Source organism: Halomonas sp. E14, from assembly GCF_052568415.1.
This window is the reverse complement of record NZ_CP199423.1, coordinates 3,144,252-3,166,342: the sequence shown is the minus strand read 5'-3', so window position 1 is coordinate 3,166,342 and position 22,091 is coordinate 3,144,252. Positions and strand designations below refer to the sequence as shown.

25 protein-coding genes and 1 tRNA gene are annotated in these 22,091 nt (G+C 67.0%); 16 read left to right on the top strand and 10 right to left on the bottom strand.

Going from position 1 to position 22,091, the window contains the following annotated elements:
• Nucleotides 1-56 precede the first annotated feature (56 nt).
• The 5 genes from secF to queA all read right to left on the bottom strand — a co-directional run bounded on the left by secF (nucleotide 57) and on the right by queA (nucleotide 5,690).
• The gene (gene secF / locus ACT7B3_RS14750) at nucleotides 57-983 is read right to left on the bottom strand and encodes a protein translocase subunit SecF (protein ID WP_444676793.1); all 927 of its coding nucleotides are present in this window, start codon (nucleotides 981-983) and stop codon (nucleotides 57-59) included.
• 22 nt (nucleotides 984-1,005) lie between these two features.
• Nucleotides 1,006-2,856 carry a protein translocase subunit SecD gene (gene secD / locus ACT7B3_RS14745; protein WP_445158474.1) on the bottom strand — a complete coding sequence of 617 codons (1,851 nt, stop codon included), beginning with the start codon at nucleotides 2,854-2,856 and terminating at the stop codon, nucleotides 1,006-1,008.
• Nucleotides 2,857-3,009: 153 nt separating this feature from the next.
• A complete protein-coding gene (gene yajC, locus ACT7B3_RS14740; protein ID WP_444676795.1) occupies nucleotides 3,010-3,339 on the bottom strand; it encodes a preprotein translocase subunit YajC in 330 nt (109 codons plus the stop codon).
• A 91-nt stretch (nucleotides 3,340-3,430) separates the two neighbouring features.
• Complete coding sequence (tgt, locus tag ACT7B3_RS14735) at nucleotides 3,431-4,549, bottom strand: tRNA guanosine(34) transglycosylase Tgt (protein WP_444679270.1); 1,119 nt, start codon at nucleotides 4,547-4,549, stop codon at nucleotides 3,431-3,433.
• Nucleotides 4,550-4,649: 100 nt separating this feature from the next.
• Complete coding sequence (queA, locus tag ACT7B3_RS14730; protein WP_445158473.1) at nucleotides 4,650-5,690, bottom strand: tRNA preQ1(34) S-adenosylmethionine ribosyltransferase-isomerase QueA; 1,041 nt, start codon at nucleotides 5,688-5,690, stop codon at nucleotides 4,650-4,652.
• A 139-nt stretch (nucleotides 5,691-5,829) separates the two neighbouring features.
• Between queA and ACT7B3_RS14725 the strand changes: the two genes are divergently transcribed.
• Nucleotides 5,830-5,916, top strand: a tRNA-Leu gene (locus tag ACT7B3_RS14725).
• Nucleotides 5,917-6,014: 98 nt separating this feature from the next.
• Here the strand turns inward: ACT7B3_RS14725 and ACT7B3_RS14720 are convergent.
• Nucleotides 6,015-6,386, bottom strand: a complete 372-nt coding sequence (locus ACT7B3_RS14720) for a YkvA family protein (RefSeq protein WP_445158472.1) — start codon at nucleotides 6,384-6,386, stop codon at nucleotides 6,015-6,017.
• Between the two features lie 191 nt (nucleotides 6,387-6,577).
• On the opposite strand from ACT7B3_RS14720, the gene ACT7B3_RS14715 reads away from it, so the two are divergent.
• The 4 genes from ACT7B3_RS14715 to ACT7B3_RS14700 all read left to right on the top strand — a co-directional run bounded on the left by ACT7B3_RS14715 (nucleotide 6,578) and on the right by ACT7B3_RS14700 (nucleotide 8,550).
• Nucleotides 6,578-6,733: a hypothetical protein gene (locus tag ACT7B3_RS14715; protein WP_444676798.1), complete on the top strand. Its 156-nt coding sequence runs from the start codon at nucleotides 6,578-6,580 to the stop codon at nucleotides 6,731-6,733.
• Nucleotides 6,734-6,879: 146 nt separating this feature from the next.
• Nucleotides 6,880-7,293, top strand: a complete 414-nt coding sequence (rnk, locus tag ACT7B3_RS14710; RefSeq protein WP_444676799.1) for a nucleoside diphosphate kinase regulator — start codon at nucleotides 6,880-6,882, stop codon at nucleotides 7,291-7,293.
• A 37-nt stretch (nucleotides 7,294-7,330) separates the two neighbouring features.
• Nucleotides 7,331-7,948 carry a LysE family translocator gene (locus ACT7B3_RS14705; RefSeq protein ID WP_445158471.1) on the top strand — a complete coding sequence of 206 codons (618 nt, stop codon included), beginning with the start codon at nucleotides 7,331-7,333 and terminating at the stop codon, nucleotides 7,946-7,948.
• A 107-nt stretch (nucleotides 7,949-8,055) separates the two neighbouring features.
• Nucleotides 8,056-8,550: a glutathione peroxidase gene (locus ACT7B3_RS14700; protein WP_445158470.1), complete on the top strand. Its 495-nt coding sequence runs from the start codon at nucleotides 8,056-8,058 to the stop codon at nucleotides 8,548-8,550.
• A gap of 9 nt (nucleotides 8,551-8,559) precedes the next feature.
• Here the strand turns inward: ACT7B3_RS14700 and ACT7B3_RS14695 are convergent, their stop codons facing one another.
• Nucleotides 8,560-8,952: a DUF7079 family protein gene (locus ACT7B3_RS14695; protein ID WP_444676801.1), complete on the bottom strand. Its 393-nt coding sequence runs from the start codon at nucleotides 8,950-8,952 to the stop codon at nucleotides 8,560-8,562.
• Between the two features lie 159 nt (nucleotides 8,953-9,111).
• On the opposite strand from ACT7B3_RS14695, the gene fabV reads away from it, so the two are divergent.
• The 3 genes from fabV (at nucleotide 9,112) to ACT7B3_RS14680 (ending at nucleotide 11,688) form a co-directional block, all read left to right on the top strand.
• Nucleotides 9,112-10,323 (top strand): enoyl-ACP reductase FabV, encoded by a 1,212-nt coding sequence (gene fabV / locus ACT7B3_RS14690; protein ID WP_444676802.1) that lies wholly within the window; start codon nucleotides 9,112-9,114, stop codon nucleotides 10,321-10,323.
• Between the two features lie 57 nt (nucleotides 10,324-10,380).
• The gene (locus ACT7B3_RS14685; protein ID WP_444676803.1) at nucleotides 10,381-10,590 is read left to right on the top strand and encodes a hypothetical protein; all 210 of its coding nucleotides are present in this window, start codon (nucleotides 10,381-10,383) and stop codon (nucleotides 10,588-10,590) included.
• Between the two features lie 123 nt (nucleotides 10,591-10,713).
• Complete coding sequence (locus ACT7B3_RS14680) at nucleotides 10,714-11,688, top strand: GlxA family transcriptional regulator (RefSeq protein WP_445158469.1); 975 nt, start codon at nucleotides 10,714-10,716, stop codon at nucleotides 11,686-11,688.
• 15 nt (nucleotides 11,689-11,703) lie between these two features.
• Here ACT7B3_RS14680 and ACT7B3_RS14675 read toward each other — a convergent pair whose 3' ends face one another.
• Entirely contained in the window at nucleotides 11,704-12,321 is a 618-nt protein-coding gene (locus tag ACT7B3_RS14675; RefSeq protein WP_445158468.1) for a class I SAM-dependent methyltransferase, read from the bottom strand.
• 141 nt (nucleotides 12,322-12,462) lie between these two features.
• Between ACT7B3_RS14675 and ACT7B3_RS14670 the strand changes: the two genes are divergently transcribed.
• The 8 genes from ACT7B3_RS14670 to zapE are packed head-to-tail and all read left to right on the top strand — an operon-like array spanning nucleotide 12,463 to nucleotide 20,501.
• Complete coding sequence (locus ACT7B3_RS14670) at nucleotides 12,463-13,677, top strand: aspartate aminotransferase family protein (RefSeq protein ID WP_445158467.1); 1,215 nt, start codon at nucleotides 12,463-12,465, stop codon at nucleotides 13,675-13,677.
• A 50-nt stretch (nucleotides 13,678-13,727) separates the two neighbouring features.
• The gene (locus tag ACT7B3_RS14665; protein WP_086508151.1) at nucleotides 13,728-14,801 is read left to right on the top strand and encodes an arginine N-succinyltransferase; all 1,074 of its coding nucleotides are present in this window, start codon (nucleotides 13,728-13,730) and stop codon (nucleotides 14,799-14,801) included.
• Entirely contained in the window at nucleotides 14,801-15,847 is a 1,047-nt protein-coding gene (gene astA, locus ACT7B3_RS14660; protein ID WP_445158466.1) for an arginine N-succinyltransferase, read from the top strand. Before ACT7B3_RS14665 ends, astA begins: the two co-directional genes overlap by 1 nt.
• Nucleotides 15,844-17,313, top strand: a complete 1,470-nt coding sequence (gene astD / locus ACT7B3_RS14655; protein WP_445158465.1) for a succinylglutamate-semialdehyde dehydrogenase — start codon at nucleotides 15,844-15,846, stop codon at nucleotides 17,311-17,313. The genes astA and astD overlap by 4 nt, the downstream gene beginning before the upstream one ends.
• Complete coding sequence (locus ACT7B3_RS14650) at nucleotides 17,310-17,459, top strand: hypothetical protein (protein WP_445158464.1); 150 nt, start codon at nucleotides 17,310-17,312, stop codon at nucleotides 17,457-17,459. The genes astD and ACT7B3_RS14650 overlap by 4 nt, the downstream gene beginning before the upstream one ends.
• Complete coding sequence (astB, locus tag ACT7B3_RS14645) at nucleotides 17,456-18,811, top strand: N-succinylarginine dihydrolase (protein ID WP_445158463.1); 1,356 nt, start codon at nucleotides 17,456-17,458, stop codon at nucleotides 18,809-18,811. Before ACT7B3_RS14650 ends, astB begins: the two co-directional genes overlap by 4 nt.
• Nucleotides 18,812-18,867: 56 nt before the next feature.
• Nucleotides 18,868-19,359, top strand: coding sequence for a GNAT family N-acetyltransferase (locus ACT7B3_RS14640; protein ID WP_445158462.1), 492 nt, complete (start codon nucleotides 18,868-18,870; stop codon nucleotides 19,357-19,359).
• Nucleotides 19,356-20,501 (top strand): cell division protein ZapE, encoded by a 1,146-nt coding sequence (gene zapE, locus ACT7B3_RS14635; protein WP_445158461.1) that lies wholly within the window; start codon nucleotides 19,356-19,358, stop codon nucleotides 20,499-20,501. Before ACT7B3_RS14640 ends, zapE begins: the two co-directional genes overlap by 4 nt.
• Before the next feature lie 10 nt (nucleotides 20,502-20,511).
• On the opposite strand, the gene ACT7B3_RS14630 is transcribed toward zapE, so the two are convergent.
• On the bottom strand, nucleotides 20,512-20,793 hold the full coding sequence (locus ACT7B3_RS14630) for a hypothetical protein (RefSeq protein ID WP_445158460.1): 282 nt from the start codon (nucleotides 20,791-20,793) through the stop codon (nucleotides 20,512-20,514).
• Nucleotides 20,794-21,017: 224 nt separating this feature from the next.
• Entirely contained in the window at nucleotides 21,018-22,064 is a 1,047-nt protein-coding gene (locus ACT7B3_RS14625; RefSeq protein WP_445158887.1) for an SPFH domain-containing protein, read from the bottom strand.
• Nucleotides 22,065-22,091: the final 27 nt, after the last annotated feature.

Below are 22,091 nucleotides of genomic sequence, written 5' to 3'. Positions count from 1 at the left end.
AGCGCTGCTGCGGGGGCGGTGTCGTTTCTAGCGCAGAGAACGGTGCATCGGCGGGCTTATGGCAGCTGCTCCTCCTCCTCGTGTGCTTCCTTCTTCGGCGGAATCAGGTCCTTGCGCTCCAGCTTCACGGCAAGCAGCAGGGCGGCGGCCACGTAGATGGAGGAAAAGGTGCCCACCACCACGCCAATGATCAGCGCGATCGAGAAGTAGTGGATCATGTCGCCGCCCAGCAGCAGCAGGGCCAGCAGCACCAGCAGGGTAGTGCCAGACGTGGCCAGCGTGCGCGACAGAGTGAGGTTGATTGCTTCGTTGAAGATCGCCGGCATGTCGTCGATGCGCGAGGTGCGAATCGTTTCGCGGATGCGGTCGTAGACGACGATGGTGTCGTTGAGCGAATAGCCGATCACCGCCAGCAGGGCCGCCAGCACGGTGAGATCGAAGTCGAGCTGGAACAGCGAAAAGATACCGACCACGATGACCACGTCGTGCATCAGCGCCAGCAGGGCGCCGATGGCGAACTTGTACTGGAAGCGGAAGGCCACGTAGAGCATCACGATGCCCAGCGCCACCAGCATGCCGAGGCCGCTCTGGTCGCGCAGCTGTTCGCCGACCTGGGCGCCGACGAACTCGGCGCGCACCAGCTGCACCGCATCGCCTTCGGCGCGCAGCAGGCCGACCACCTGGTCGCCTACGTCGGGGTCGAAGGCCTGCTGCAGGCGGATCAGCACCTCGGTGGAGGCGCCGAAGGTCTGCACCGAAACGTCACGAAAGCCGGCCTGTTCGAGCACCTGGCGAATGGCATCCAGCGAGGGCGCCACGGCGTAGCGCACTTCCACCAGCGTGCCGCCGGTGAAGTCGAGCCCCAGATTCAACTGCTGAAACAGCAGCGAGACGATCGACGCCAGGATCAGCGCCGCCGAGACCGTAAAGGCGATCCGGCGCTTGCCCATGAAGTCGAACTGTCGATTGACGAGGGTTTTCATAAGCACCTCATGTTGGAATGCCTTAGATCCATAGCTTCTTGACCGGTTTGCCGCCGTAAGTGAGGTTCACCATGGCGCGGGTCACCAGCAGCGCGGTGAACAGCGAGGTGAGAATCCCCAGCGACAGCGTCACGGCGAAGCCCTTGACCGGCCCGGTGCCGATCGAGAACAGGATGACCGCCACCAGCAGCGTGGTGATGTTGGCATCGACGATCGAGGTGAAGGCGCGCTCGTAGCCGGCATGGATCGCCTGCTGGATCGACAGCCCTCCGCGCAGCTCTTCGCGTATTCGCTCGAAGATCAGCACGTTGGCATCCACCGCCATGCCCAGGGTGAGCACGATGCCGGCGATGCCCGGTAGCGTCAGGGTGGCCCCGAGCATCGACATGGCGGCGACCAGCAGGGTCAGGTTCAGCGCCAGCGCCACGTTGGCGAAGATGCCGAACACCTTGTAACGGATCAGCATGAACAGCACGACCAGCAACAGGCCGATCTGCACCGACAGCACGCCGCGGGCGATGTTCTCGGCGCCCAGGCTTGGGCCGATGGTGCGCTCCTGCACGAAGTAGATCGGTGCCGCCAGCGAGCCGGAGCGCAGCAGCAGGGCCAGTTCCGCCGCCTCGGTGGGCGAGTCGAGCCCGGTGATGCGGAAGCTGTTGCCCAGCGCGCTCTGGATGGTGGCCAGGCTGATCAGGCCGCGCTCGGTATAGGGCTCGCGAATGACGACCTCCTCGCCATCCTCCAGCACTACGCGGTCACGGGTCTTGTGCTCGATGAACAGCACCGCCATGTTGCGGCCGATGTTGGTGCGCGTGGCGCGGTTCATCAAGGTGCCGCCGGTGCCGTCCAGGTTGATATTGACCTGGGGGCGGCCGTTCTCGTCGAAGCTGCGGCTGGCGCTGGAGACGCTGTCACCGGTGATGATCACGTCACGCATCAAATCGGCGGTGCGCCCCGGGTTGTTGCGGAAGGCGAAGGTCTCGGTCTCGGCGTCCGGCGTGTCCGGGCGCGCTTCGAGGCGGAACTCGAGGTTGGCGGTGGCGCCCACTACGCGCTTGGCGGCGACGGTGTCCTGCACGCCGGGCAGCTCGACCACGATGCGGTCGGGGCCCTGGCGCTGCACCAGCGGCTCGGCCACGCCCAGCTCGTCGACCCGGTTGCGCAGGGTGGTGAGGTTCTGGTTGACGGCGTAGTCCTGGATCTCGGCCACTGCCTGCTCGCTCAGCGTCATCACCAGCAGCGAGGCTCGCCCCTCCTGGGCGCTGCTGTATTCGAAGTCGCGGAACTCGCGGCTGATCAAGCGCCGCGCGGTGTCACGATCCTCCTCGCTGGCGAAGGTGATGGTCAGCGTGCGGCCGTCGATGTCGGTGCCGCGGTAGCGGATGCGCTCGCTGCGTAGCTGTTCGCGCATGGCGCTGGCATTGACTTCGAGGCGCTGGGTCACGGCCGCAGCCATGTCGACTTCCAAAAGGAAGTGCACGCCGCCGCGTAGGTCGAGGCCCAGGGTCATGGGGGAGGCGGCGAGGGCCTGCAGCCAGCCCGGGGTGGACTCGGCCAGGTTCAGTGCCACCACGAACTCGTTGCCGAGCTGTTCGGCGACCAGATCGCGGGTGCGCAGCTGGTGGTCGGCGTCGTCGAGGCGGATCAGCACGCTGGCTGCGTCGCGCTCGATGGCCTTGATGCCGATGCCGGCATCGCGAAGGGTCTGCTGAACGCGGTCGAGCTGCGCCTCATCGAGGGTGGAGTCGCCCTGGGCGCTGCTGATCTGTACCGCGGGGTCTTCCGGATAGAGGTTGGGCAGCGAGTAGACCAGGCCGACAAGCAGCACGATGAGTATCAGCAGATACTTCCACAAGGGGTAACGGTTGAGCATGGGAGCCCTGCCTAGGTTGCGTAAGAAGGCTACAGGACGGCAGTGCGACCGGGCGTCACCGCCGGTAAGGCGGCGGGACGCCCGGTCGTCATGCAACCCTCGCCGTCACCCGGCCCGGGTGGGGCCAGCTGGCAAGGGCGAGGCGCATCGACGTCAGATGGACTTGATGGTGCCCTTGGGCAGGACGTTGGCCACGGCGCTCTTCTGCACGTGAACTTCGGTGTTGTCGGCCACTTCCAGGGTGATGAACTCGTCGCTCACCTTGGTGATACGACCCACCAGGCCGCCGCCGATCACCACTTCGTCGCCCTTGGACAGGCCGCCGACCAGCTCGCGGTGCTGCTTGGCCCGCTTGGCCTGGGGGCGCCACAGCAGGAAGTAGAAGATCAGTACGAAGCCGACCAGCATGATGATCTGGGCCATGCCGCCGCCTGCGGCGCCTGCGTCCTGGGCCATGGCCGGGGAGATGAAGAAGTCCAGCATGAGAAGCGTGTCTCCTGAGAGGGTAAGTGGGGTCGCGAATAAAAAAAGCGTTGCCGGCCGGCGCGCAGCGAGTGCGCCACCGACCGGAGTGTCAATGGGGTGCGTCAGGTACCGGCAGCCCGCGCTGCGCATAGAAGCCTGCCACGAAGTCAGCCAATGTACCCGCTTCGATGGCACCGCGCAAACCGGCCATCAGGCGCTGATAATAGCGCAAGTTATGGATGGTATTGAGCATCGAGCCAAGCATCTCGCCGCAGCGGTCCAGGTGGTGCAGGTAGCTGCGGGAGAAGTTCTGGCAGGTGTAGCAGTCGCAGCCGACTTCCAGCGGGCGGGTGTCGTGGCGGTGCTTGGCATTGCGGATCTTGATCGTGCCCTCTGAGGTGAACAGGTGGCCGTTGCGCGCATTGCGAGTCGGCATCACGCAGTCGAACATGTCGACGCCGCGGCGCACGCCCTCGACCAGGTCCTCGGGCTTGCCCACGCCCATCAGGTAGCGCGGGGTCGCCTCCGGCATCCACTCGGGCAGGTAGTCCAGCACTCCGATCATCTCTGCCTTGGGTTCGCCCACCGAGAGCCCGCCGATGGCCAGGCCGTCGAAGCCGATCTCCAGCAGGCCTTCCAGCGAGCGACGGCGCAGCTCTGGGTACATGCCGCCCTGGATGATGCCGAACAGCGCCGAGGGCGAGCTGCCATGAGCATCCCGCGAACGCTTGGCCCAGCGCAGCGAGCGTTCCATGGACAGTTCCGCTTCCTTCTCGGTGGCCGGGTAGGGCGTGCACTCGTCGAAGATCATCACCACGTCCGAGCCTAGTGAGCGCTGCACCGCCATCGACTCCTCGGGGCCCATGAAGACCTTGGCACCATCCACCGGCGAGCGGAAGTGCACGCCCTGCTCGGTGATCTTGCGCATCTCGCCCAGCGAGAAGACCTGGAAGCCACCGGAATCGGTGAGGATCGGCTTGTGCCACTGGGCAAAGTCATGCAGGTCGCCGTGGGCCTCGATCACCTCGGTGCCCGGGCGCAGCCATAGGTGGAAGGTGTTGCCGAGGATGATCTCGGCGCCGATCTGCTCCACCGAGGCGGGCGTCATGCCCTTGACCGTGCCGTAGGTGCCCACCGGCATGAACGCCGGCGTTTCCACCGTGCCGCGGGGGAAGGTGAGGCGCCCGCGACGGGCCCGGCCGTCGCTGGCCAGCCGCTCGAAGGACATGAAGCATTCGTTACGCATGGAGTTCTCTTCTCTACTGCAAGACGACGATTCGGTGGTCGTCTTGCGGGTCAGCCATTCTTGGGTTCAGCAACGTTTCGGCTCAGGAGCGCTTGCGGTGCAAGAACATCGCATCGCCGTAGCTAAAAAAGGCATAGCGCTCGGCCACGGCTTGGCGATAGGCCGCCATGGTGGTCTCATAGCCGGCGAACGAGGCGACCAGCATCATCAGGGTCGATTCGGGCAGGTGGAAGTTGGTGATCAGGGCATCCACACAGCGCCACGCGTAGCCGGGGTAGATGTAGATGTCGGTTTCGCCGCTGTAGGGAGCGATCTGGCCGTCGGCGCTCTTCAGGCAGGCGCTTTCCAGGCTGCGCACGCTGGTGGTGCCCACCGCCACGACCCGGCGCCCGGCAGCCTGGGCGGCGCGCACCTTGGCACAGGCTTCCTCGCTCACCTCGATCCATTCGCTGTGCATCTTGTGCTCGCGGATATCGTCGGCACGCACCGGCTGGAAGGTGCCGGCGCCCACGTGCAGGGTGACGAAGGCGCTTTCGATGCCCTTCGCCGCCAGGCGCTCCAGCAGCGGCTCGTCGAAGTGCAGCCCGGCGGTGGGCGCGGCCACCGCGCCGTTGCGCCGGGCGTAAACGGTCTGGTAGCGGTCGCGGTCGGCCAGTTCATCTTCGCGATCGATGTAGGGCGGCAGCGGCATATGGCCGTGGCGCTCCAGCAGCTCGATCAGCGGCGTGTCGCCCAGAAAGCGCAGCTCGAATAGCGCCTCGCGGCGGCCTTCGACCACGCAGCGCACGCCCCCTTCCAGTTCCAGCTCCATGCCCGGCTTGGGCGACTTGCTGGAACGAATGTGCGCCAGGCCGCGGTGGGCGTCCAGCGGGCGTTCCAGCAACATCTCCACCTTCCCGCCGCTGGCCTTGTGGCCGTGCAGCCGCGCCGGGATCACCCGGGTGTCGTTGAACACCAGCAGGTCGCCGGGCTCGAGCATTTCCAGCAGGTCGGTAAAACGGCGGTGGGCCAGTTCGCCGCTTTGGCCATCCACGCACAGCAAGCGACAGTCGCTGCGCCGCTCTGACGGATAGCGGGCGATCAGCTCCTCGGGAAGCTCATAATGAAAGTCGGCGCGCTGCATGGCTGATGGGTCCGCAGATAGAGGGGTCGACAGGGCCGCCGGAGCAGCCGAAAACAGCCGGCAAGGATACCCAAAATCGCGCGGCGCGTCAGGTGCGGCGATTGACCTGCCGCACCGGCCACGTATAATGCTCGGCGCTGCCGGCGTGGCGGAATTGGTAGACGCAGCGGATTCAAAATCCGCCGGGTGCAAGCCCTTGTCGGTTCGAGTCCGACCGCCGGTACCATCGTTAAGTTGATATTTAAAACAGCCGCTTACGAGCGGCTGTTTGCGTTTCCGGGTGGCCTTTCCTTCGCGTTGGATCGCCGTCTGAGCGCTGCGCGCCTACCCGAACCACCTGGCCAGCGTGGCCCGGGCCTTCTCCCGGTGCGTGTCGTTGATATGCACGGCCACGATGGCAAGCGCGCCGGCCAGCACGCCCATGTCGTCGGTGTAGCCGAGCAGGGGGGTGAGGTCGGGAATGGCGTCGATGGGGGAGATGAAGTACCCCAGCGCACCGTAGATAGTGGCCTTGGCCCAGCGCGGGGTGCTGGGGTCCTGGGCCGAGTAGTACATCTTGAAGGCGGGCTCCAGGGTGCGGCTGCCCGCCTTGCCGGCGCTGTGGCGTATCTTGTTCCAGAAGCCGGTGTCGGAGTAGTGGCGTTCGTTGGCTTCCAGGGTGGCCGTGAGCGGCTCGCAGGCGTCGGTGGTGTGCATGCTGTTTCCGGTTGGCAGAGGCTACTACTTCGACCGGCCCGGGCTGGCAGCGTTCACTGTTACGGTGCCCCGGCACGGCCAGGCGAAGCGCTACGCATGACTTGATGCCAGGCTGCCTTCGGCGGCATGCTGAGTGAAGTTGGCAAAAGAACCCGAATACACAAGCTTTTCTCAAGACAAGGAAGCGGCACATGGGCGTGAAGGGGTTTGCCTTGGCATTGATCGTGCTGGGCGCGGGGCTGGCGCTCTACGGGTGGCAGGCGTGGAACCCGGCGGCGTTCGTGGGGCTGGCGCTGGCGGTGGTGGGTGCGGTGGTGCTGGCAACGTCGGGCCGGCGCCCGAGCTAGTGCTGCCTGGCGGCCGCCGGGCCTGACTTTCTCCCAGCTTGGGCTTATGATAGGCGCAGTCACAGTCCTTCTCCCCCACCGGGGCGAAGGGCTGTTTTCGTTGCATGGCCGGCAGTGCGCAGCGCTGACGGTGCCAAGGAGGTCGTATGTCGTCCCGTCCCACCATCATCATCAACCGCCTGGATGCGGAGCGGCTGCAGCGCCTGATCGACCAGGCCAGCGACAAGGATCGCTTCGTGGCCGACTGCCTCGAGGAGGAGCTCGAACGAGGAGAAGTGATCGATCCGGAGGAGATCCCGGCGGACGTGGTCAGCATGAACAGTCAGGTGCAGTTCACCGATCTGACGCGCAATCGCCAGATGATCCGCACCCTGGTCTACCCCCATGCGCTGGCCACCACCGAGGATGGCATCTCGGTGATGGCGCCCATCGGTGCGGGGCTGATCGGGCTGCGTATCGGCGACGAGATTGACTGGCCGCTGCCCGGTGGCGCCTCGGTGCGGCTGCGTATCGATGCCATTCTTTGGCAGCCCGAACGCGAAGGGCAGTTCCACCGCTGAGCCGGTGCATGGCGCATCGAGTCCACAGGAGCCTACTATGCCGCTTTCGCTTTGGATGTCCCTGGTCGCCGTATGCGCCATGGGGGCGATGTCGCCGGGGCCGAGCCTGGCGCTGGTGCTGCGGCATACGCTGGGCGGCGGTCGTGCCCCCGGCATTGCCGCGGCGCTGTCCCACGCGCTGGGCGTGGGCTTCTATGCCCTGCTGACGGTGCTGGGGCTGGGGGCGCTGATCGTGCGCTTTCCGATGCTGTTCCAGGCCATTACCTGGGCCGGCGCGGCGTACCTGGCCTGGCTCGGCATCAAGGCGCTGCGCGCCGGCCGGTCGGCGGTGCTCGACGCTGTCGGCATGGCCACCAGCCGCCGCCAGGCGGCCCGCGAAGGGATGCTGGTGGCGCTGGGCAATCCCAAGCTGATTCTCTTCTTCATCGCGCTGCTCAGCCAGTTTGTCACCCCCGACATGAGCCTGTTCGCCAAGGCGGTCATTGTGCTCACCGCCATGATTATCGACGGGGCCTGGTACGTGCTGGTGGCGGTCTCGCTGACGCACTCCCGGGTGCTGCCCTGGCTGCAGGCGCGCGCCCACTGGCTCCATCGCATTACCGGCATGATGCTGCTGGCCTTGGCGCTGCGCGTGGTGATTGGCCCGCTGGGCTGAGCCCGGTGGGGCGGAGGGGGAGCTGCCGGCGCCGGTGAAGCGGATACGGGGTGGTGTCATGCGCTTCGACGTGGCATCGTGAATGCCGATACCGAGGCAGGCACTGCATGGCCATACATGAGCACGAATGCCGCACCCATCGCGGCGAACCCTTCAATCTCGGCGCCCTGCAGGGGCAGGTGCTGCTGATCGTCAACGTGGCGAGCCGCTGTGGCTATACCCCTCAGCTTGGCGAGCTGGAGCGGCTGTACCGGCGGCACCGCGACCGCGGCTTTACCGTGCTGGCCTTCCCCTGCAATCAGTTTGCGCGCCAGTCGCCGGAAACGGCGCTGGACTTCTGCGCCTTCAGCAGCAGCCAGTACGGGGTCACTTTTCCCGTGATGCAGAAGGTCAAGGTCAACGGCGCCGGTGCTCACCCGCTGTTCAAGGAGCTCAAGCGCCAGGCGCCGGGGATGCTGGGCACCACCCTCATCAAGTGGAACTTCACCAAGTTCCTGGTCGGCAGGGACGGGCGGGTCATTCGCCGCTTCGCTCCGGGCGAAAAGCGCGAGGCGCTGGAGCCGGTGCTCGAGCAGGTGCTCGACGAGCCTTTCGGCGGCTGAAGCGAGTCGCTAATCGCTCGCCAACTCGCCGCGGGCCATCATCACGCGGGCGATCAGCTCGTTCCAGCGGTGGCGGGTCATCATCGTGGTCAGCCCCGAGAACAGCGCCCAGCTCTTGCGCCGCCATCCGTTGAGCCGCAGGTTGTGCGCCACCAGCCGCTTCATCAGCCGATAGTCGTCGAAGGCGCGCCATTCGCTGGCCAGCGACAGCTGGTTGCGCGCCAGCACCGGCGCCAGCTCCAGCCGAAAGATCCACTCCAGCTCGTGCAGCGTCAGGTCGTGGCGCTGGATCACATCGACCATCTGGGCGTACTGGCGTTCGCTGGGCTCGCGGTCGAGCCACAGCGGGGCAAGTGCCAGCCACAGTTCGCCGCGTTCATCCACCAGCGTCTGTGCATCCATGGTTCTCTCCTGCGCGGGGTCAGGGGTGCATCGTGCCCCAGGCGCCTCCCGTGCTCAAGTGCGGACAGACGCCCGAGTGGCCGCTAGAATGTCGCCACTGCCCATTCGTATCGTCAAGGCGCTCGAAGCGGCGCTGCATTACCTATAACGAGGTCTGTCGTGATCATCAAACCCAAGGTTCGTGGTTTCATTTGCACCACCACCCATCCGCTCGGCTGCGAGAAGAACGTGCTCGAGCAGATCGAGGCCACTCGTGCGCGCCGGTTCGACAAGGCCAACGGGCCGAAGAAGGTGCTGGTGGTAGGGGCCTCCAGCGGCTATGGCCTGGCGGCGCGCATCACCGCGGCATTCGGTTACGGTGCCGATACTCTGGGCGTGTTCTTCGAGAAGCCCGGCAGCGAGACGAAGCCCGGCACCGCCGGCTGGTACAACGCCGCTGCCTTCGACAAGTTCGCCAAGGCCGAGGGGCTCTACAGCAAGTCGATCAACGGTGATGCCTTCTCCCACGAGGCGCGCGAGAAGGCCATCGAGCTGATCAAGCAGGACCTGGGCCAGGTCGACCTGGTGGTCTACTCGCTGGCCTCGCCGGTGCGCAAGCTGCCCGACAGCGGTGAGCTGAAGCGCTCCAGCCTCAAGCCGATCGGCGAGACCTACCGCGCCACCGCCATCGACACCAACAAGGACACCATCATCGAGGCCGAGGTCGAGCCCGCCACCGAGCAGGAGATCGAGGATACCAAGGCGGTGATGGGCGGCGAGGATTGGGAGCTGTGGATCGATGCTCTGGACAAGGCTGGCGTGCTGGCCCCCGGTGCGCGCAGCGTGGCGTTCAGCTATATCGGCACCGAGATCACCTGGCCGATCTACTGGCACGGCGCCCTGGGCAAGGCCAAGGAGGATCTCGACCGCGCCGCCGGTGAGATCGACGCCAGGCTCAAGGCCAGTGGCGGCGGTGCCAACGTGGCGGTGCTCAAGTCGGTGGTGACCCAGGCCAGCGCGGCGATCCCGGTCATGCCGCTCTACATCGCCATGGTCTACAAGGTGATGAAGGAGAAGGGCCTGCACGAGGGCACCATCGAGCAGCTCAATCGCCTGTTCGGCGAGCGCCTCTACTCCTCTCAAGGGCAGGGTGGTGAACTCACCACCGACGAGGCCGGCCGCCTGCGGCTGGATGACTGGGAGCTGCGCGACGACGTGCAGCAGGCGTGCAAGGACCTGTGGCCCCAGGTGACCACCGAGAACCTGTTCGCCATCACCGACTATGCTGGTTATAAGCACGACTTCCTGAAGCTGTTCGGGTTCGAGCGCGACGACGTCGATTACGACGCCGAAGTGAACCCGAACGTGCAGTTTGATGTCGTCACCTTATAGGCCCGCTGCAACGGAACGCGATCCGGCGGGCGAATCCAGCGTCAAAAGGAGGTGCCCATGGATACCCGGGAGAGTAAGACGCCGCAGGAAGAATACGAGCATATGAAGGAAGTGAGGATGCCCGAGGACTTCGAGCACCGCGAGCCGGATGCCGAGCAGCCCGAGGCCAAGCGTCCCGCCAAGGGCTGGCACTGGCTGGTGCTGGGCGTGGCCATTGCGGCAGGCCTGTTCCTGGCATATCGGCTGATGTCGGCCGCCTGGGTCTGATCCGCAACTTCGTTGAGTACAGCACCCCCGTGGTTTCGCCACGGGGGTGCTCGTTTCTGCGGTATTGCCACCGCTGCCGATCGAGTACCATTTCCGTTTCTTTCCGGCACATGGCGTTGCGCAATGCCCGACACTTTCCGACTCGATCCGCATGTCACCCCGACCCGCTGGGTAGGGGTGCTCACGCTGTCGGGTTTTTCACTGCTGGCCCAGGCCTGTGCCCTGGAGCCACTGGTGGTGGCCAACCTGCTGGCCGGGAAGCGGCTCTACCGGCTGCAGCCCTTTACCCCTGAAGGCGGCGAGGTGGCCAGCATGGCCGAGCTCAGTCTGTCGGCCTGCACGCCCTTCGCGCTGGCCTCGACCGAGCTGGACATGCTGATCGTCTGTGCACCGAGCCCGCTGCCTGCCATGCATGACAGTGCGCTGCCGAGTAAGCTGCGCCAGCTCGGAGGCAGCGGCGTGGTGCTGGTGGGCGTGGGCGGCGGCACCGAGCTGCTGGCCCGTGCCGGGGTGCTGGACGGCCACCGTGCCACGCTGCCCTGGCAGCGCTTTGCCGCCTTCACCCGCGACTTTCCCCGCGTGCGCCTCACCCAGCAGCTGTTCGAGATCGACCGCGACCGCCTCACCTGCGGGGGTGGCACCGCGGCGATGGACATGATGATGACGCTGATCGCCTCTCACCACGGCAGCGAGCTGGCCGAGCGAGTGTCCGAGCACTTCGTGATGGAGCGGGTACGCATGGCCGACGAGCCGCAGCAGGTGCCGCTGCGTGCCCGGCTGGGCCATGCGCCGGCGCCGCTGGTGGACGCCGTGATGCTGATGGAAGCCAACATCGAGGAGCCCCTGGCCACCCACGAGCTGGCCGAGCACCTCGGTATCTCGCGGCGCCAGCTCGAGCGCCTGTTCAAGAAATACCTGCAGGCGGTGCCCGGCCGCTACTATCTCGACCTGCGCCTGAAGGAGGCGCGGCGCCTGCTGCGCGAGAGCGACCTTCCTGCCGGCGAGATCGCCATGAAGACCGGCTTCTCCTCGCCCGCGCACTTCTCCACGGCCTATCGCAACCACTTTGGCGTCACGCCTCGCGAGGAGCGCCTCTAGCGCGGCGAAGGCCGGTCATGCCGGGCGCGCCAGCAGCGCACGGAACAGCGAGCCCAGCATGACCGGACGATCACGCTCGATGGCGAAGCCGGCCTGCTCCAGCAGCGGGCGGGCCTGGCGCGTGATGTCGGTGGCCACGGCGCTGGTCGCCACGTTGAGCAGGCGGCGCAAGAGCCCGGCCGGCCGCTCGTCGCACTGGAACTTGTCCATTACGCAGAGCTGGCCGCCTGGCGCCAGCACGCGCCTGGCTTCGGCCAGGCCGCGCTCGGGGCGAGGCATCACCGCCAGGATCAGGTGCATCACCACCACGTCGAAGTGGGCGTCGGGGTAGTCGAGCGCCTCGGCGTCCATGACCCGGCAAGTGGCGTTGCGCCCCAGCTGCTCGGCCCGCTCCTGCATGCGTCCTACCATGCGCGGCGAGAGGTCAGTGGCATGCACCTCGACATCGCAGGGCAGCCAGGGCAGGTCCAGCCCGGTGCCGGCCCCTACCAGCAGCACCCGCATGCCGGGCTGCCATGCCACCGCGTCGAGCGACAGCTGGCGCGCGCGGCGAAAGGTGCGGTCGGCTACGAGGTCGTAGATGGGCGCGTAGAGCCCGTAGCGGATTCGATTCCAGGCGGTGGTGTTGATCATGGCCGCCTCCCCTTTCGTACAGCCTTTGGCATCGTGAACAGCCTTTTGTAGAAGTCGGGGTCCCATTGCTGAAAGCCGGCGCCGGCCAGGCTCCTTATACTCGATTGACATGCTACCACCCCAGCCGCAATGGAGATCGAGATGAGCCATACCCCGACCCGCGCCGACTTCGACCAGTACATGGTGCCCAACTACTCCCCCCAGAAGGTCATCCCGGTGCGCGGCGACGGCAGCCGACTGTGGGACCAGGAAGGGCGCGAGTACATCGATTTTGCCGGCGGCATCGCCGTGAACTCCCTGGGTCACTGCCATCCGGTGCTGGTCAAGGCCCTCACCGAGCAGGGCAACAAGCTTTGGCATCTCTCCAACGTCTACACCAACGAACCCTCGCTCAAGCTGGCCAAGACTCTGGTGGAGCGCACCTTCGCCGACAAGGCCTACTTCTGCTCCTCCGGCGGCGAGGCCAATGAGGCGGCGCTCAAGCTGGCGCGGCGTTGGGCGCACGACAACTTCGGCGAGCACAAGCATCGCATCGTCTCGTTCTACCAGTCGTTCCACGGCCGCACCTTCTTCACCGTCAGCGTCGGCGGGCAGCCCAAGTACTCCCAGGGCTTCGGTCCGGTGCCGGGCGGCATCGTCCACGGCGAGTTCAACAATCTCGACAGCGTGCGCGACCTGATCAACGACGACACCTGCGCGGTGATGGTCGAGCCGATGCAGGGCGAGGGCGGCATCACGCCGGCCACCCAGGAGTTCCTGCAGGGCCTGCGCGACCTGTGCGATGCCCACGATGCGCTGCTGATCTTCGACGAGGTGCAGACCGGCGTGGGCCGTACCGGCTCGCTCTACGCCTATATGGAGTACGGCATCACGCCCGACATCCTCACCAGTGCCAAGGCACTGGGCGGCGGCTTCCCCATCGGTGCCATGCTCACCACCGACCGGGTCGCCCCGGCGCTGGCCATCGGCACCCACGGCTCCACCTACGGCGGCAACGCCCTGGCCTCGGCGGTGGCCCTGGCCGCGGTGGAACACATCGACACGCCGGACGTGCTCGGCGGCGTCAAGCAGCGTCACGACCTGTTCCGCGAGCATCTCGAGGCGATCAACCGCAAGCATGGGGTGTTCAGGGAAATCCGCGGCATGGGGCTGCTGATCGGCGCCGAAATGACGCCCGAGTATCAGGACCGGGCCAAGGACATTCTGCCGCTGGCCATCGAGGAAGGCCTGATGGCGCTGATCGCCGGTCCCAACGTGCTGCGCATGGCGCCGTCGCTGGTGATTCCCGAGGCCGACATCGCCGAGGGCATGGCGCGGCTGGAGCGTGCCATCGAGCGGCTGGTGGCGGCCGGGTGAAGGCTGGCCGAGCCATGCGCGACACCGCCCATCGACCAGGAGATCCCGCCATGATGGTCGTACGCCCCGTTCGGCCGGCCGACCTGCCGGCCCTGGAGCGGCTGGCGGGCTTGGCCACGCCGAGCCTGACCAACCTGCCGGCCCATCGCGACCGCCTCGAGGAGCGCATTGCCCGCTCGCGGCAGTCGTTCGGGCGCGAGGTGGACTTTCCCGGCGACGAACACTACACCTTCGTGCTCGAGGACCTCGAGCGCGACGAGGTCGTGGGTACCGCCACCCTGCGCGCCGAAGCCGGTGCGCGGGAGGCCTACTACACCTACCGCCAGGAAACCCTGATCCACGCCTCGCAGCAGCTCAACGTACGCCGCGAGGTGCAGACCCTCTCGCTCTCCCACGAGGTGTCCGAGACCACTCAGCTGTGCGCGCTGTCGCTGGATCCGCGCTATCGCGGCACCAGCGCCGAGAGTCTGCTGCGCCGCTCGCGGCTGATGTTCATCGCCCAGTACCCGGAGCGCTTTGCCGAGGTGCTGGCGATGGCGTTCCCGGGCTATCTCGACGAACAGGGCGAATCGCCGTTCTGGAACAGCGTGGGGCGCCACTTCTTCGTGCGCGACTATCACGACATCAACTACCTGGCCGGGGTGCGCTCGAAGAGCTTCATCGCCGAGGTGATGCCGCAGTTCCCGCTCTACCTGGCGCTGCTCACCCCCCAGGCCAGGGCCGCCATCGGTCGCGAGCACCCCGCCCACGAGGCGGCCATGGCCGAGATGCTGGCCGAGGGCTTCATGCGCTCGCGTCACGTCGATCTGTTCGACGCCGGCCCGGTGATCAAGGGCGAGCGCAATCGCCTGCACACCTTCCGCCATGCCGCCTGGCATCCGGTGCGGGTACGCCCGGCCCATGCGCTGCCCGACGCCGAGCCGGCGATGGTCGCCAACCAGCGCCTGGCAGATTTCCGCTGCGTGGTGGCGCGCTATGCACTGTCGCCCACCGGCCAGCTGATGCTCTCGCCGGAGCACGCCGAGCTGCTCGGCGCGGAGGAGGGCCGGGCAGTGCTGGCCGCACCGCTGACGCTGCCGTCCAACGGCGAAGAGGAAGCGGGCTTCGACGAGGGGGAGCTGTGATGCGTATTCGACCGATTGCCGAGGGCGACCTGGACGAACTGCAGAAGATCGCCCGCGAGACCGGGGTCGGCTTCACCTCGCTGCCCGACAACCGCGAGTTCCTGGCGGCCAAGATCGCCGCCGCGGTGGCCGCCTTCGAGCAGCGTACCCCGGCCGACCGGCGCAACTACTTCTTCGTGCTGGAAGATGAGCAGAGCGGCGAGCTGGCCGGTTGCTGCGCCATCGAGGGTCAGGTGGGACGCGAGGTGCCGTTCTATCACTACCGCCTGGGCACGCTGGCCCACTCCTCGGTGCAGCTCGACCTGCACCGGACCATCGACACTCTGTTCCTCAGCTCCGATCACACCGGCGATGCCGAGGTGGCCTCGCTGTTCCTGCGCCCCGGTTTCCGTGGCAAGGAGCGCCGGCACCAGCGCAACGGCGCGCTGCTGTCGATGATGCGCTGGCTGTTCATGGCCGAGTTCCGCGACCAGTTCCCCGACAAGGTGTTGGCGGAGATGCGCGGGGTGTTCGACGAGCGTGGCAAGAGTCCGTTCTGGGAGTGTCTGGGTAGCCACTTCTTCCCCCTGGACTTCGACGAGGCCGATCGCCTCACCGGGCTGGGGCAGAAGAGCTTCATCGGCGAGCTGATGCCCAAGTTTCCGATCTACACGCCGTTTCTCTCCGACGAGGCGCGGGACTGCATCGGCCAGGTGCACCGCGACACGCGCCCGGCGCTGGCCATGCTCAAGAAGGAGGGCCTGCGCTGGGAAGGTTACATCGACATCTTCGATGGCGGACCGACGGTGGAGGCCTATATCGACGACGTACGCGCGGTGCGCAAGTCGCACTGCTGTCGGGTGGAGATCCGCAGCGGCAGTGACACGCCGCCGGCCCGACCGCGCTGGCTGGCGGCCAGCACGACCATGGCCGAGTTCCGCGCTGCCTGGGTGGCCTGTGGCCCCGACGAGGAGGGCACCCTCACCCTGAGCGAGACGGAGGCACAGCGGCTGGGCGTGGCGGCCGGCGACTCCCTGCGCGTCCTGGATACCGAGGAGACATCATGAACGCAAAGCAACAGCTGATGATCGGCGGGCGCTGGCAGCCGGGCGATGCCATGAGCTTCACCAAGCGCGATCCGGTCTCCGGCGAGACCCTGTGGCAGGGCGCGGCGGCCAGCGACAGCCAGGTGGCGGCAGCGGTGCAGGCCGCCCGCGACGCCTTCCCGGGCTGGGCCCGGCTGGGCTTCGCCGAGCGCCTGGGCGTGGTGGAGCGCTTCCGCGAGGCGCTCGAGATCCACCGCGAGGACCTGGCCCACGCGATTGCCGGCGAGACCGGCAAGCCGCTGTGGGAGGCGCGTACCGAAGTGGGCGCCATGATCGGCAAGGTGGCGATCTCGGCGCGCGCCTACCAGGAACGCACCGGCGAGCGCAGCCGCGACCTCGGCGACACCACCGCCGTGCTGCGCCATCGCCCCCACGGGGTGATGGCCGTGTTCGGCCCCTACAACTTTCCCGGCCACCTGCCCAACGGCCACATGGTGCCGGCGCTGCTGGCCGGCAATACCCTGGTGTTCAAGCCCAGCGAGCAGACCCCGCTGACCGCCGATCTCACCCTGCAGTGCTGGCAAGAGGCGGGTCTGCCCGCCGGGGTGATCAACCTGGTGCAGGGGGCCGCCCCGGTGGGGCAGGCGCTCTCCTCGCACCCGGGCATCGACGGCCTGCTGTTCACCGGCAGCGCCCGGGTCGGCGGCCTGCTCAACCGCCAGTTCGCCGACCAGTTGGAGAAGATCCTGGCACTGGAGCTCGGCGGCAACAACCCGCTGGTGGTCAAGGACGTGCACGATCAGGACGCCACGGTGCTGACCATCCTGCAGTCCGCCTTCCTTTCCGGCGGCCAGCGCTGCACCTGTGCACGGCGGCTGATCGTGCCCGAGGGGCAGGTCGGCGATCACCTGCTCGATGCCCTGGTCGATGCCATCGCCCGCCTGCGCGTGGCAGGGCAGTTCGAGGAACCGGCGCCGTTCTACGGTGGCCTGGTCAGCCAGGAGGCGGCCCAGGGGCTGCTCAAGGCCCAGGACGAGCTGGAGGCGCTGGGCGGTGTGGTGCTGGCGCGCATGGCCTGTCTTGAGGAGGGCACCAGCCTGCTGTCGCCGGCGCTGATCGACGTCACCGGGCTCGACGTGCCCGACGAGGAGCATTTCGGTCCGCTGCTCAAGGTCTACCGCTATCGCGACTGGGATGAGGCCCTGCGCCTGGCCAACGATACCCGTTACGGCCTGGCCGCCGGTCTGATCGGCGGTGAGCGCGCCGACTGGGACGATTTCCTGCTGCGCATCCGCGCCGGCATCGTCAACTGGAACCGCCAGACCACCGGCGCTTCCGGCGATGCGCCCTTCGGCGGCGTGGGCATCAGCGGCAACCATCGCCCCAGTGCCTATTACGCGGCCGACTACTGCGCCTACCCGGTGGCTTCCATGGAGGCCGAGACCCTGACCCTGCCCGACAACCTGCCGCCGGGAGTCACGTTATGATCGCAAGGGTTGTAACGCTGCCGCGTGTGGCGCTGCCAGCGCGCTCTTTACTTGGCACCGCCGACTACTGCGCCTACCCGGTGGCCTCGATGGAGGCCGAGACCCTGACCCTGCCCGACAACCTGCCGCCGGGAGTGGTGTTATGAGCCAAGCGACGAACACCGACTACCGGGAAGTCAACTTCGACGGCCTGGTGGGGCCCACCCACAACTACTCGGGGCTGGCCCACGGCAACGTGGCCTCGATGCGCCACGGTGGGCTGGTCTCCAACCCCCGCGAGGCGGCGCTGCAGGGCCTGGCCAAGATGAAGGCGCTGATGGATGCCGGCTACGCCCAGGGCGTGCTGCCGCCCCAGCAGCGCCCCGACCTCGGCGCGCTGCGCTCGCTCGGCTTCACCGGCAGCAATCGCGAGGTGCTGGCGCGGGCGGCCAAGGAAGCGCCCCAGGTGCTGCGCGCGGTGTGCTCGGCCTCGAGCATGTGGACGGCCAACGCCGCCACGGTGACCCCGAGTCGTGACGCCGCGGACGGCCGCGTGCACTTCACCCCGGCCAACCTGCAGTCGAGCTTTCATCGCTATCTGGAGCCGGAGACCACCGGCCGCGTGCTGGCGGCGATCTTCCGCCACGAGTCGCACTTCGCTCACCACCCGGCGCTGCCGGCCACGCCGGCCTTCTCCGACGAGGGGGCGGCCAACCATACCCGCCTGTGCGGCGAACACGGCGAGGCCGGCGTTCACCTCTACGTCTATGGCCGCCAGGCTTTCGGTGGCGAGGTGGGGCCCAAGCGCTTCCCCGCGCGCCAGACCCTTGAGGCGAGCCAGGCGGTGGCACGTCAGCATGGGCTCGCCGTGGCGCAGACGGTATTCGCCCAGCAGCACCCCGAGGCCATCGACGCCGGCGTGTTCCACAACGACGTGATCGCGGTGGGCAACGGGCCGGTGCTGCTCTACCACGAGATGGCCTTCCTCGACGAGCAGGCCACGCTCGATGAGCTACGCGCCAAGATGACCACGCCCCTGATCCCGGTGCGCGTGCCCAGCGAGGCGGTGAGCATGGAGGATGCCGTGGCGTCGTATCTGTTCAATTCGCAGCTGCTGAGCAACCCCGACGGCAGCATGACCCTGGTGGTGCCCGGCGAGTGCCAGGAGCGCGAGGCGGTGTGGCGCACCATCCAGGACCTGCTGCTGGCCGGCCACAACCCCATCGGCGAGGTGATCGTCAAGGACGTCAAGCAGAGCATGCGCAACGGCGGCGGCCCCGCCTGCCTGCGCCTGAGGGTGGTGCTCTCCGCCGAGGAGCGCGCCGCGCTGACCGGCCGCGTGCTGCTCGGCGACGCGCTGTACGGCGAACTCAGCGCCTGGGTCGAGCGCCACTACCGCGACCGCCTGGCCCCGGACGACCTGGCCGACCCGCAGCTGGCCGACGAGACTCTCACTGCGCTGGACGAGCTGACCCGCATCCTGCAGATTGGATCGGTCTATCCCTTCCAACTGGGTTAGCCCAGGCCTGCGCTTTTCGTCCCAGGGCTGGTTGCTCGGCGCGACAGTGAGAGCCAATGGATAAGGACGTCGTCATGCGCGATATCACCATCGTACGTTTGATTCCCGAGTCGGACCACGTTGATACGGTGGCGAGCTGGACCTTCGCCGAGTGGGGCCACCTGCACCCCGGCAGCACCGCCGACTCCTATCGCGAGGCCTTTCGTCGCGAGTGCGGCGAGGGCGGCGTGCCCTCGGTGTTCGTGGCCATGCAGGGCAATCGGCCGGTAGGCACGGCGGCGCTGTTGGCCGAGGACATGGACAGTCGGCCCGAACTGACCCCCTGGCTGGCCTCGGTGTTCGTGCTGCCGGAGTGGCGCGGGCAGGGCATCGCCGCCCGCCTGATTCGTCGCGTCGAGGAGGAAGCCGTGGACAGCGGCTTCAGTCAGTTCTACCTCTACACCCCCGACCAGCAGGGGCTCTATCGCCGCCTCGGCTGGCAGAACCTCGAGGAGCTGAACTACCGGGGTGAGGCGGTCACCATCATGCTGCGCCAGCTCGAGGCATGACGGCGGCCTCGCCGCTGACGCTCTATCGCGAGGCGGTGGAGCGCCAAGGCTTCGCCCCGGACGCAGCCCAGCAGCGCGCTGCGGTACGGCTCGATGCCTGTTTCCAGGCGCTGTACGACAAGGGGGGCGCGCAGTCGCGCAGGGTCGTACCCGGCGTCTATCTATGGGGGCCGGTGGGGCGCGGCAAGACCTGGCTGATGGACGGTTTCCACCACCACCTGCGCGTGCCTTCCCGGCGCCTGCATTTTCATCACTTCATGCGCTGGGTGCACCAGCGCCAGTTCCAGCTGAGCGGCACCGCCGATCCTCTCTCCGCACTGGCGCGGGAGCTGGCATCCGAGGTGCGCGTGCTCTGCCTCGATGAGCTGTTCGTCAGCGACATCGCCGATGCCATGCTGCTCGGTCGCCTGTTGCAGGCGATCTTCGAGCATGGCGTGGTATTGGTGTGCACCTCCAATCAGGCGCCGAGCCAGCTCTATGCCGACGGCTTCAACCGCGAGCGCTTGCTGCCGGCCATTGCCGCCATCGAACGCTGTATGGAGGTGGTGGAGCTGGACGGCGGCTTCGATCACCGCCTGCATCCCGGTCGGGGGTGCCAGCGCTATTGGGTGGCTGAGCCCGGCCGGCCGAGCGCCCTCACCAGCGTTTTCGCGCGCCTGAGCGAGGGCCAGCCGACGAGCGACGAGCCCATCGAGCTGGGCCATCGCCGCATTGCGGTGGAACGGCGCAGCCAGCGCGTGGTGTGGTGTCGCTACGCCGAGCTGTGCGAGCAGCCGCTGGCCGCGCTCGACTTCATCGCCCTGGCCGACGAGTTCGATCACGTTCTGCTCAGCGACGTGCCGCGACTGAGCGACGTCGCCGCAGCGGGGCGTATCGCCCGTGGCACCGAGGATGGCGCCGAGCGCATCGAAACCGGGGAGCGGGAGCTGCCGCCGCTGTCGCGACGCGACGATGGCGTGCGCCGCTTCATCGCCCTGGTCGACGAGTGCTACGACCGCCGCGTGCCGCTCCATATCGAAGCCGAGGTCGCCATGGACGAACTCTATGCCGATGGCTACCTGGCCTTCGCCTTCCGGCGCACCCTCAGCCGGCTGCAGGAAATGCAGCTGGCGAGGTTTGGTGGGCTACCTGCAAACGAATGAACCGGCTTCTTCATTCGGCAAGCGGTGCCCCGATACACTGCCTGAAAACCGCGACCATGAGGTCGTAATCGCAGTAGTAAGCCGCGATGTTGGCTCGAATCCACTCGTCCCGATCCAGCCCGGCCCATGAAATCTCATAGCCGCAATTGATGATCAGGTGCTCGAAGAGAATACGCTGCGCCCTGCCGTTGCCATCTGACTTCCGGCTCGATGCGGTCGCAATGACAAAAGCGCGTATCGCCTTTGGAAATGTCGATGGCACGGATCTCGCCGGCCCAAGGATAAAGGTCACGGAAGAGTTGCCTGTGCAGCGACTTGAGATAGTCAAAATCGTAGGGCGGGAGAGAGAAAGGAATCCCGTCGGCAGCGATGGTCGTCAGCTCGCGTTCGGCTTCCTGCAGGATTGCATCGTCACGAATCTCGAGGAGATTCCATCGCCAGCCGCTGTCGTGGACCCGTCACTGTCGTGGAAAGGTGCCGGGACATCGGCCTGACAGCCGATGCCCGGCTTGGCCTCTAGCTACTGGCCGCTCCCCCGACGATGCCGCTGCGAAAGCCACCCTGGCGCTCACTGTCGCGCAGGTGCTTCGCCACGGTGTCTTCCGGCGAGCCGGCCATTTCGCGGAACATGCCCATGGAACCGAGCAGGGCGGAGGATTCGTAGGGCACGAACACCCGCTCGCCGTTCTGGGCCATGGTCGGCAGCGCCTTGATGTAGCTCTGGCCGAGCAGGTAGCCCACCACGGTGCGCTTGTGCTCGTCGCTGTCGCCGATGGCGCTCAGCACCAGCTTGATCGACTCCTGCTCGCCCTGGGCGCGCAGAATGGCCGACTCCTTGTCGCCCTGGGCATTGAGGATCGCCGATTCGCGCTGGCCCTGGGCCTTGGCGATGGCGGCGGCCTTCTCGCCCTCGGCTTCGGTCACGGTGGCGCGGCGCTTGCGTTCGGCGGCCATCTGCAGGCGCATGGCCGTCTCGACCTCGTCCGGCATGGCGATGTCCTGCACCTCGACCCGCGAGATCTTGACCCCCCACTTGGAGGCGGGCTCCTCCATGGCGGTCTGGATCTCGTTGTTGACCTCGGCGCGGGACTCGAACAGCTTATCGAGTTCCATCTTGCCCACCACCGAGCGCAGGGTGGTCTTGGCCAGCACCTCCACCGCCTGGCTCATGTTCTCCACCTCGTAGACGGCGCGGCGCGGGTCGATGATCTGGAAGTAGAGTGCGCCGTTGATGCGCACGGTGACGTTGTCGGTGGTCACCACCGGCTGGCCGGGGAAGTCCATCACCGTCTCGCGGCGGTCGATGCGTACTTCGCTGGTGGTGATGGGAAGGTACTCCTCGCCGCGCTTCTGGTAGCGGATCATGGTGATGGCGCGGGGCTGCTCGATGAACGGAATGATGATGTTGATACCGCTCTCCAGCAGGCGATTGAACGAGCCGAGGCGCTCGATCACCATCACTTCCGACTGACGCACGATCACCAGCCCCTTGGCGATGATCAGGATGCCGATGACGACGACGATAAGGGCGATCAGCAGCCCGGGGTTGATGGGAAGGTCCATGTCCATGTTGACTCCTTGCAGTAGGTG

What these genes read in the sequence shown, in the direction of transcription:
- secF (WP_444676793.1), bottom strand. Translation starts at nt 983, where the DNA reads ATGAAAACCCTCGTCAATCGACAGTTCGACTTCATGGGCAAGCGCCGG.
- secD (WP_445158474.1), bottom strand. Translation starts at nt 2,856, where the DNA reads ATGCTCAACCGTTACCCCTTGTGGAAGTATCTGCTGATACTCATCGTG.
- yajC (WP_444676795.1), bottom strand. Translation starts at nt 3,339, where the DNA reads ATGCTGGACTTCTTCATCTCCCCGGCCATGGCCCAGGACGCAGGCGCC.
- tgt (WP_444679270.1), bottom strand. Translation starts at nt 4,549, where the DNA reads ATGTCCTTCGAGCGGCTGGCCAGCGACGGCCGGGCCCGTCGCGGGCGC.
- queA (WP_445158473.1), bottom strand. Translation starts at nt 5,690, where the DNA reads ATGCAGCGCGCCGACTTTCATTATGAGCTTCCCGAGGAGCTGATCGCC.
- ACT7B3_RS14720 (WP_445158472.1), bottom strand. Translation starts at nt 6,386, where the DNA reads ATGCACACCACCGACGCCTGCGAGCCGCTCACGGCCACCCTGGAAGCC.
- ACT7B3_RS14715 (WP_444676798.1), top strand. Translation starts at nt 6,578, where the DNA reads ATGGGCGTGAAGGGGTTTGCCTTGGCATTGATCGTGCTGGGCGCGGGG.
- rnk (WP_444676799.1), top strand. Translation starts at nt 6,880, where the DNA reads ATGTCGTCCCGTCCCACCATCATCATCAACCGCCTGGATGCGGAGCGG.
- ACT7B3_RS14705 (WP_445158471.1), top strand. Translation starts at nt 7,331, where the DNA reads ATGCCGCTTTCGCTTTGGATGTCCCTGGTCGCCGTATGCGCCATGGGG.
- ACT7B3_RS14700 (WP_445158470.1), top strand. Translation starts at nt 8,056, where the DNA reads ATGGCCATACATGAGCACGAATGCCGCACCCATCGCGGCGAACCCTTC.
- ACT7B3_RS14695 (WP_444676801.1), bottom strand. Translation starts at nt 8,952, where the DNA reads ATGGATGCACAGACGCTGGTGGATGAACGCGGCGAACTGTGGCTGGCA.
- ACT7B3_RS14685 (WP_444676803.1), top strand. Translation starts at nt 10,381, where the DNA reads ATGGATACCCGGGAGAGTAAGACGCCGCAGGAAGAATACGAGCATATG.
- ACT7B3_RS14680 (WP_445158469.1), top strand. Translation starts at nt 10,714, where the DNA reads ATGCCCGACACTTTCCGACTCGATCCGCATGTCACCCCGACCCGCTGG.
- ACT7B3_RS14675 (WP_445158468.1), bottom strand. Translation starts at nt 12,321, where the DNA reads ATGATCAACACCACCGCCTGGAATCGAATCCGCTACGGGCTCTACGCG.
- ACT7B3_RS14670 (WP_445158467.1), top strand. Translation starts at nt 12,463, where the DNA reads ATGAGCCATACCCCGACCCGCGCCGACTTCGACCAGTACATGGTGCCC.
- ACT7B3_RS14665 (WP_086508151.1), top strand. Translation starts at nt 13,728, where the DNA reads ATGATGGTCGTACGCCCCGTTCGGCCGGCCGACCTGCCGGCCCTGGAG.
- astA (WP_445158466.1), top strand. Translation starts at nt 14,801, where the DNA reads ATGCGTATTCGACCGATTGCCGAGGGCGACCTGGACGAACTGCAGAAG.
- astD (WP_445158465.1), top strand. Translation starts at nt 15,844, where the DNA reads ATGAACGCAAAGCAACAGCTGATGATCGGCGGGCGCTGGCAGCCGGGC.
- ACT7B3_RS14650 (WP_445158464.1), top strand. Translation starts at nt 17,310, where the DNA reads ATGATCGCAAGGGTTGTAACGCTGCCGCGTGTGGCGCTGCCAGCGCGC.
- astB (WP_445158463.1), top strand. Translation starts at nt 17,456, where the DNA reads ATGAGCCAAGCGACGAACACCGACTACCGGGAAGTCAACTTCGACGGC.
- ACT7B3_RS14640 (WP_445158462.1), top strand. Translation starts at nt 18,868, where the DNA reads ATGGATAAGGACGTCGTCATGCGCGATATCACCATCGTACGTTTGATT.
- zapE (WP_445158461.1), top strand. Translation starts at nt 19,356, where the DNA reads ATGACGGCGGCCTCGCCGCTGACGCTCTATCGCGAGGCGGTGGAGCGC.
- ACT7B3_RS14625 (WP_445158887.1), bottom strand. Translation starts at nt 22,064, where the DNA reads ATGGACCTTCCCATCAACCCCGGGCTGCTGATCGCCCTTATCGTCGTC.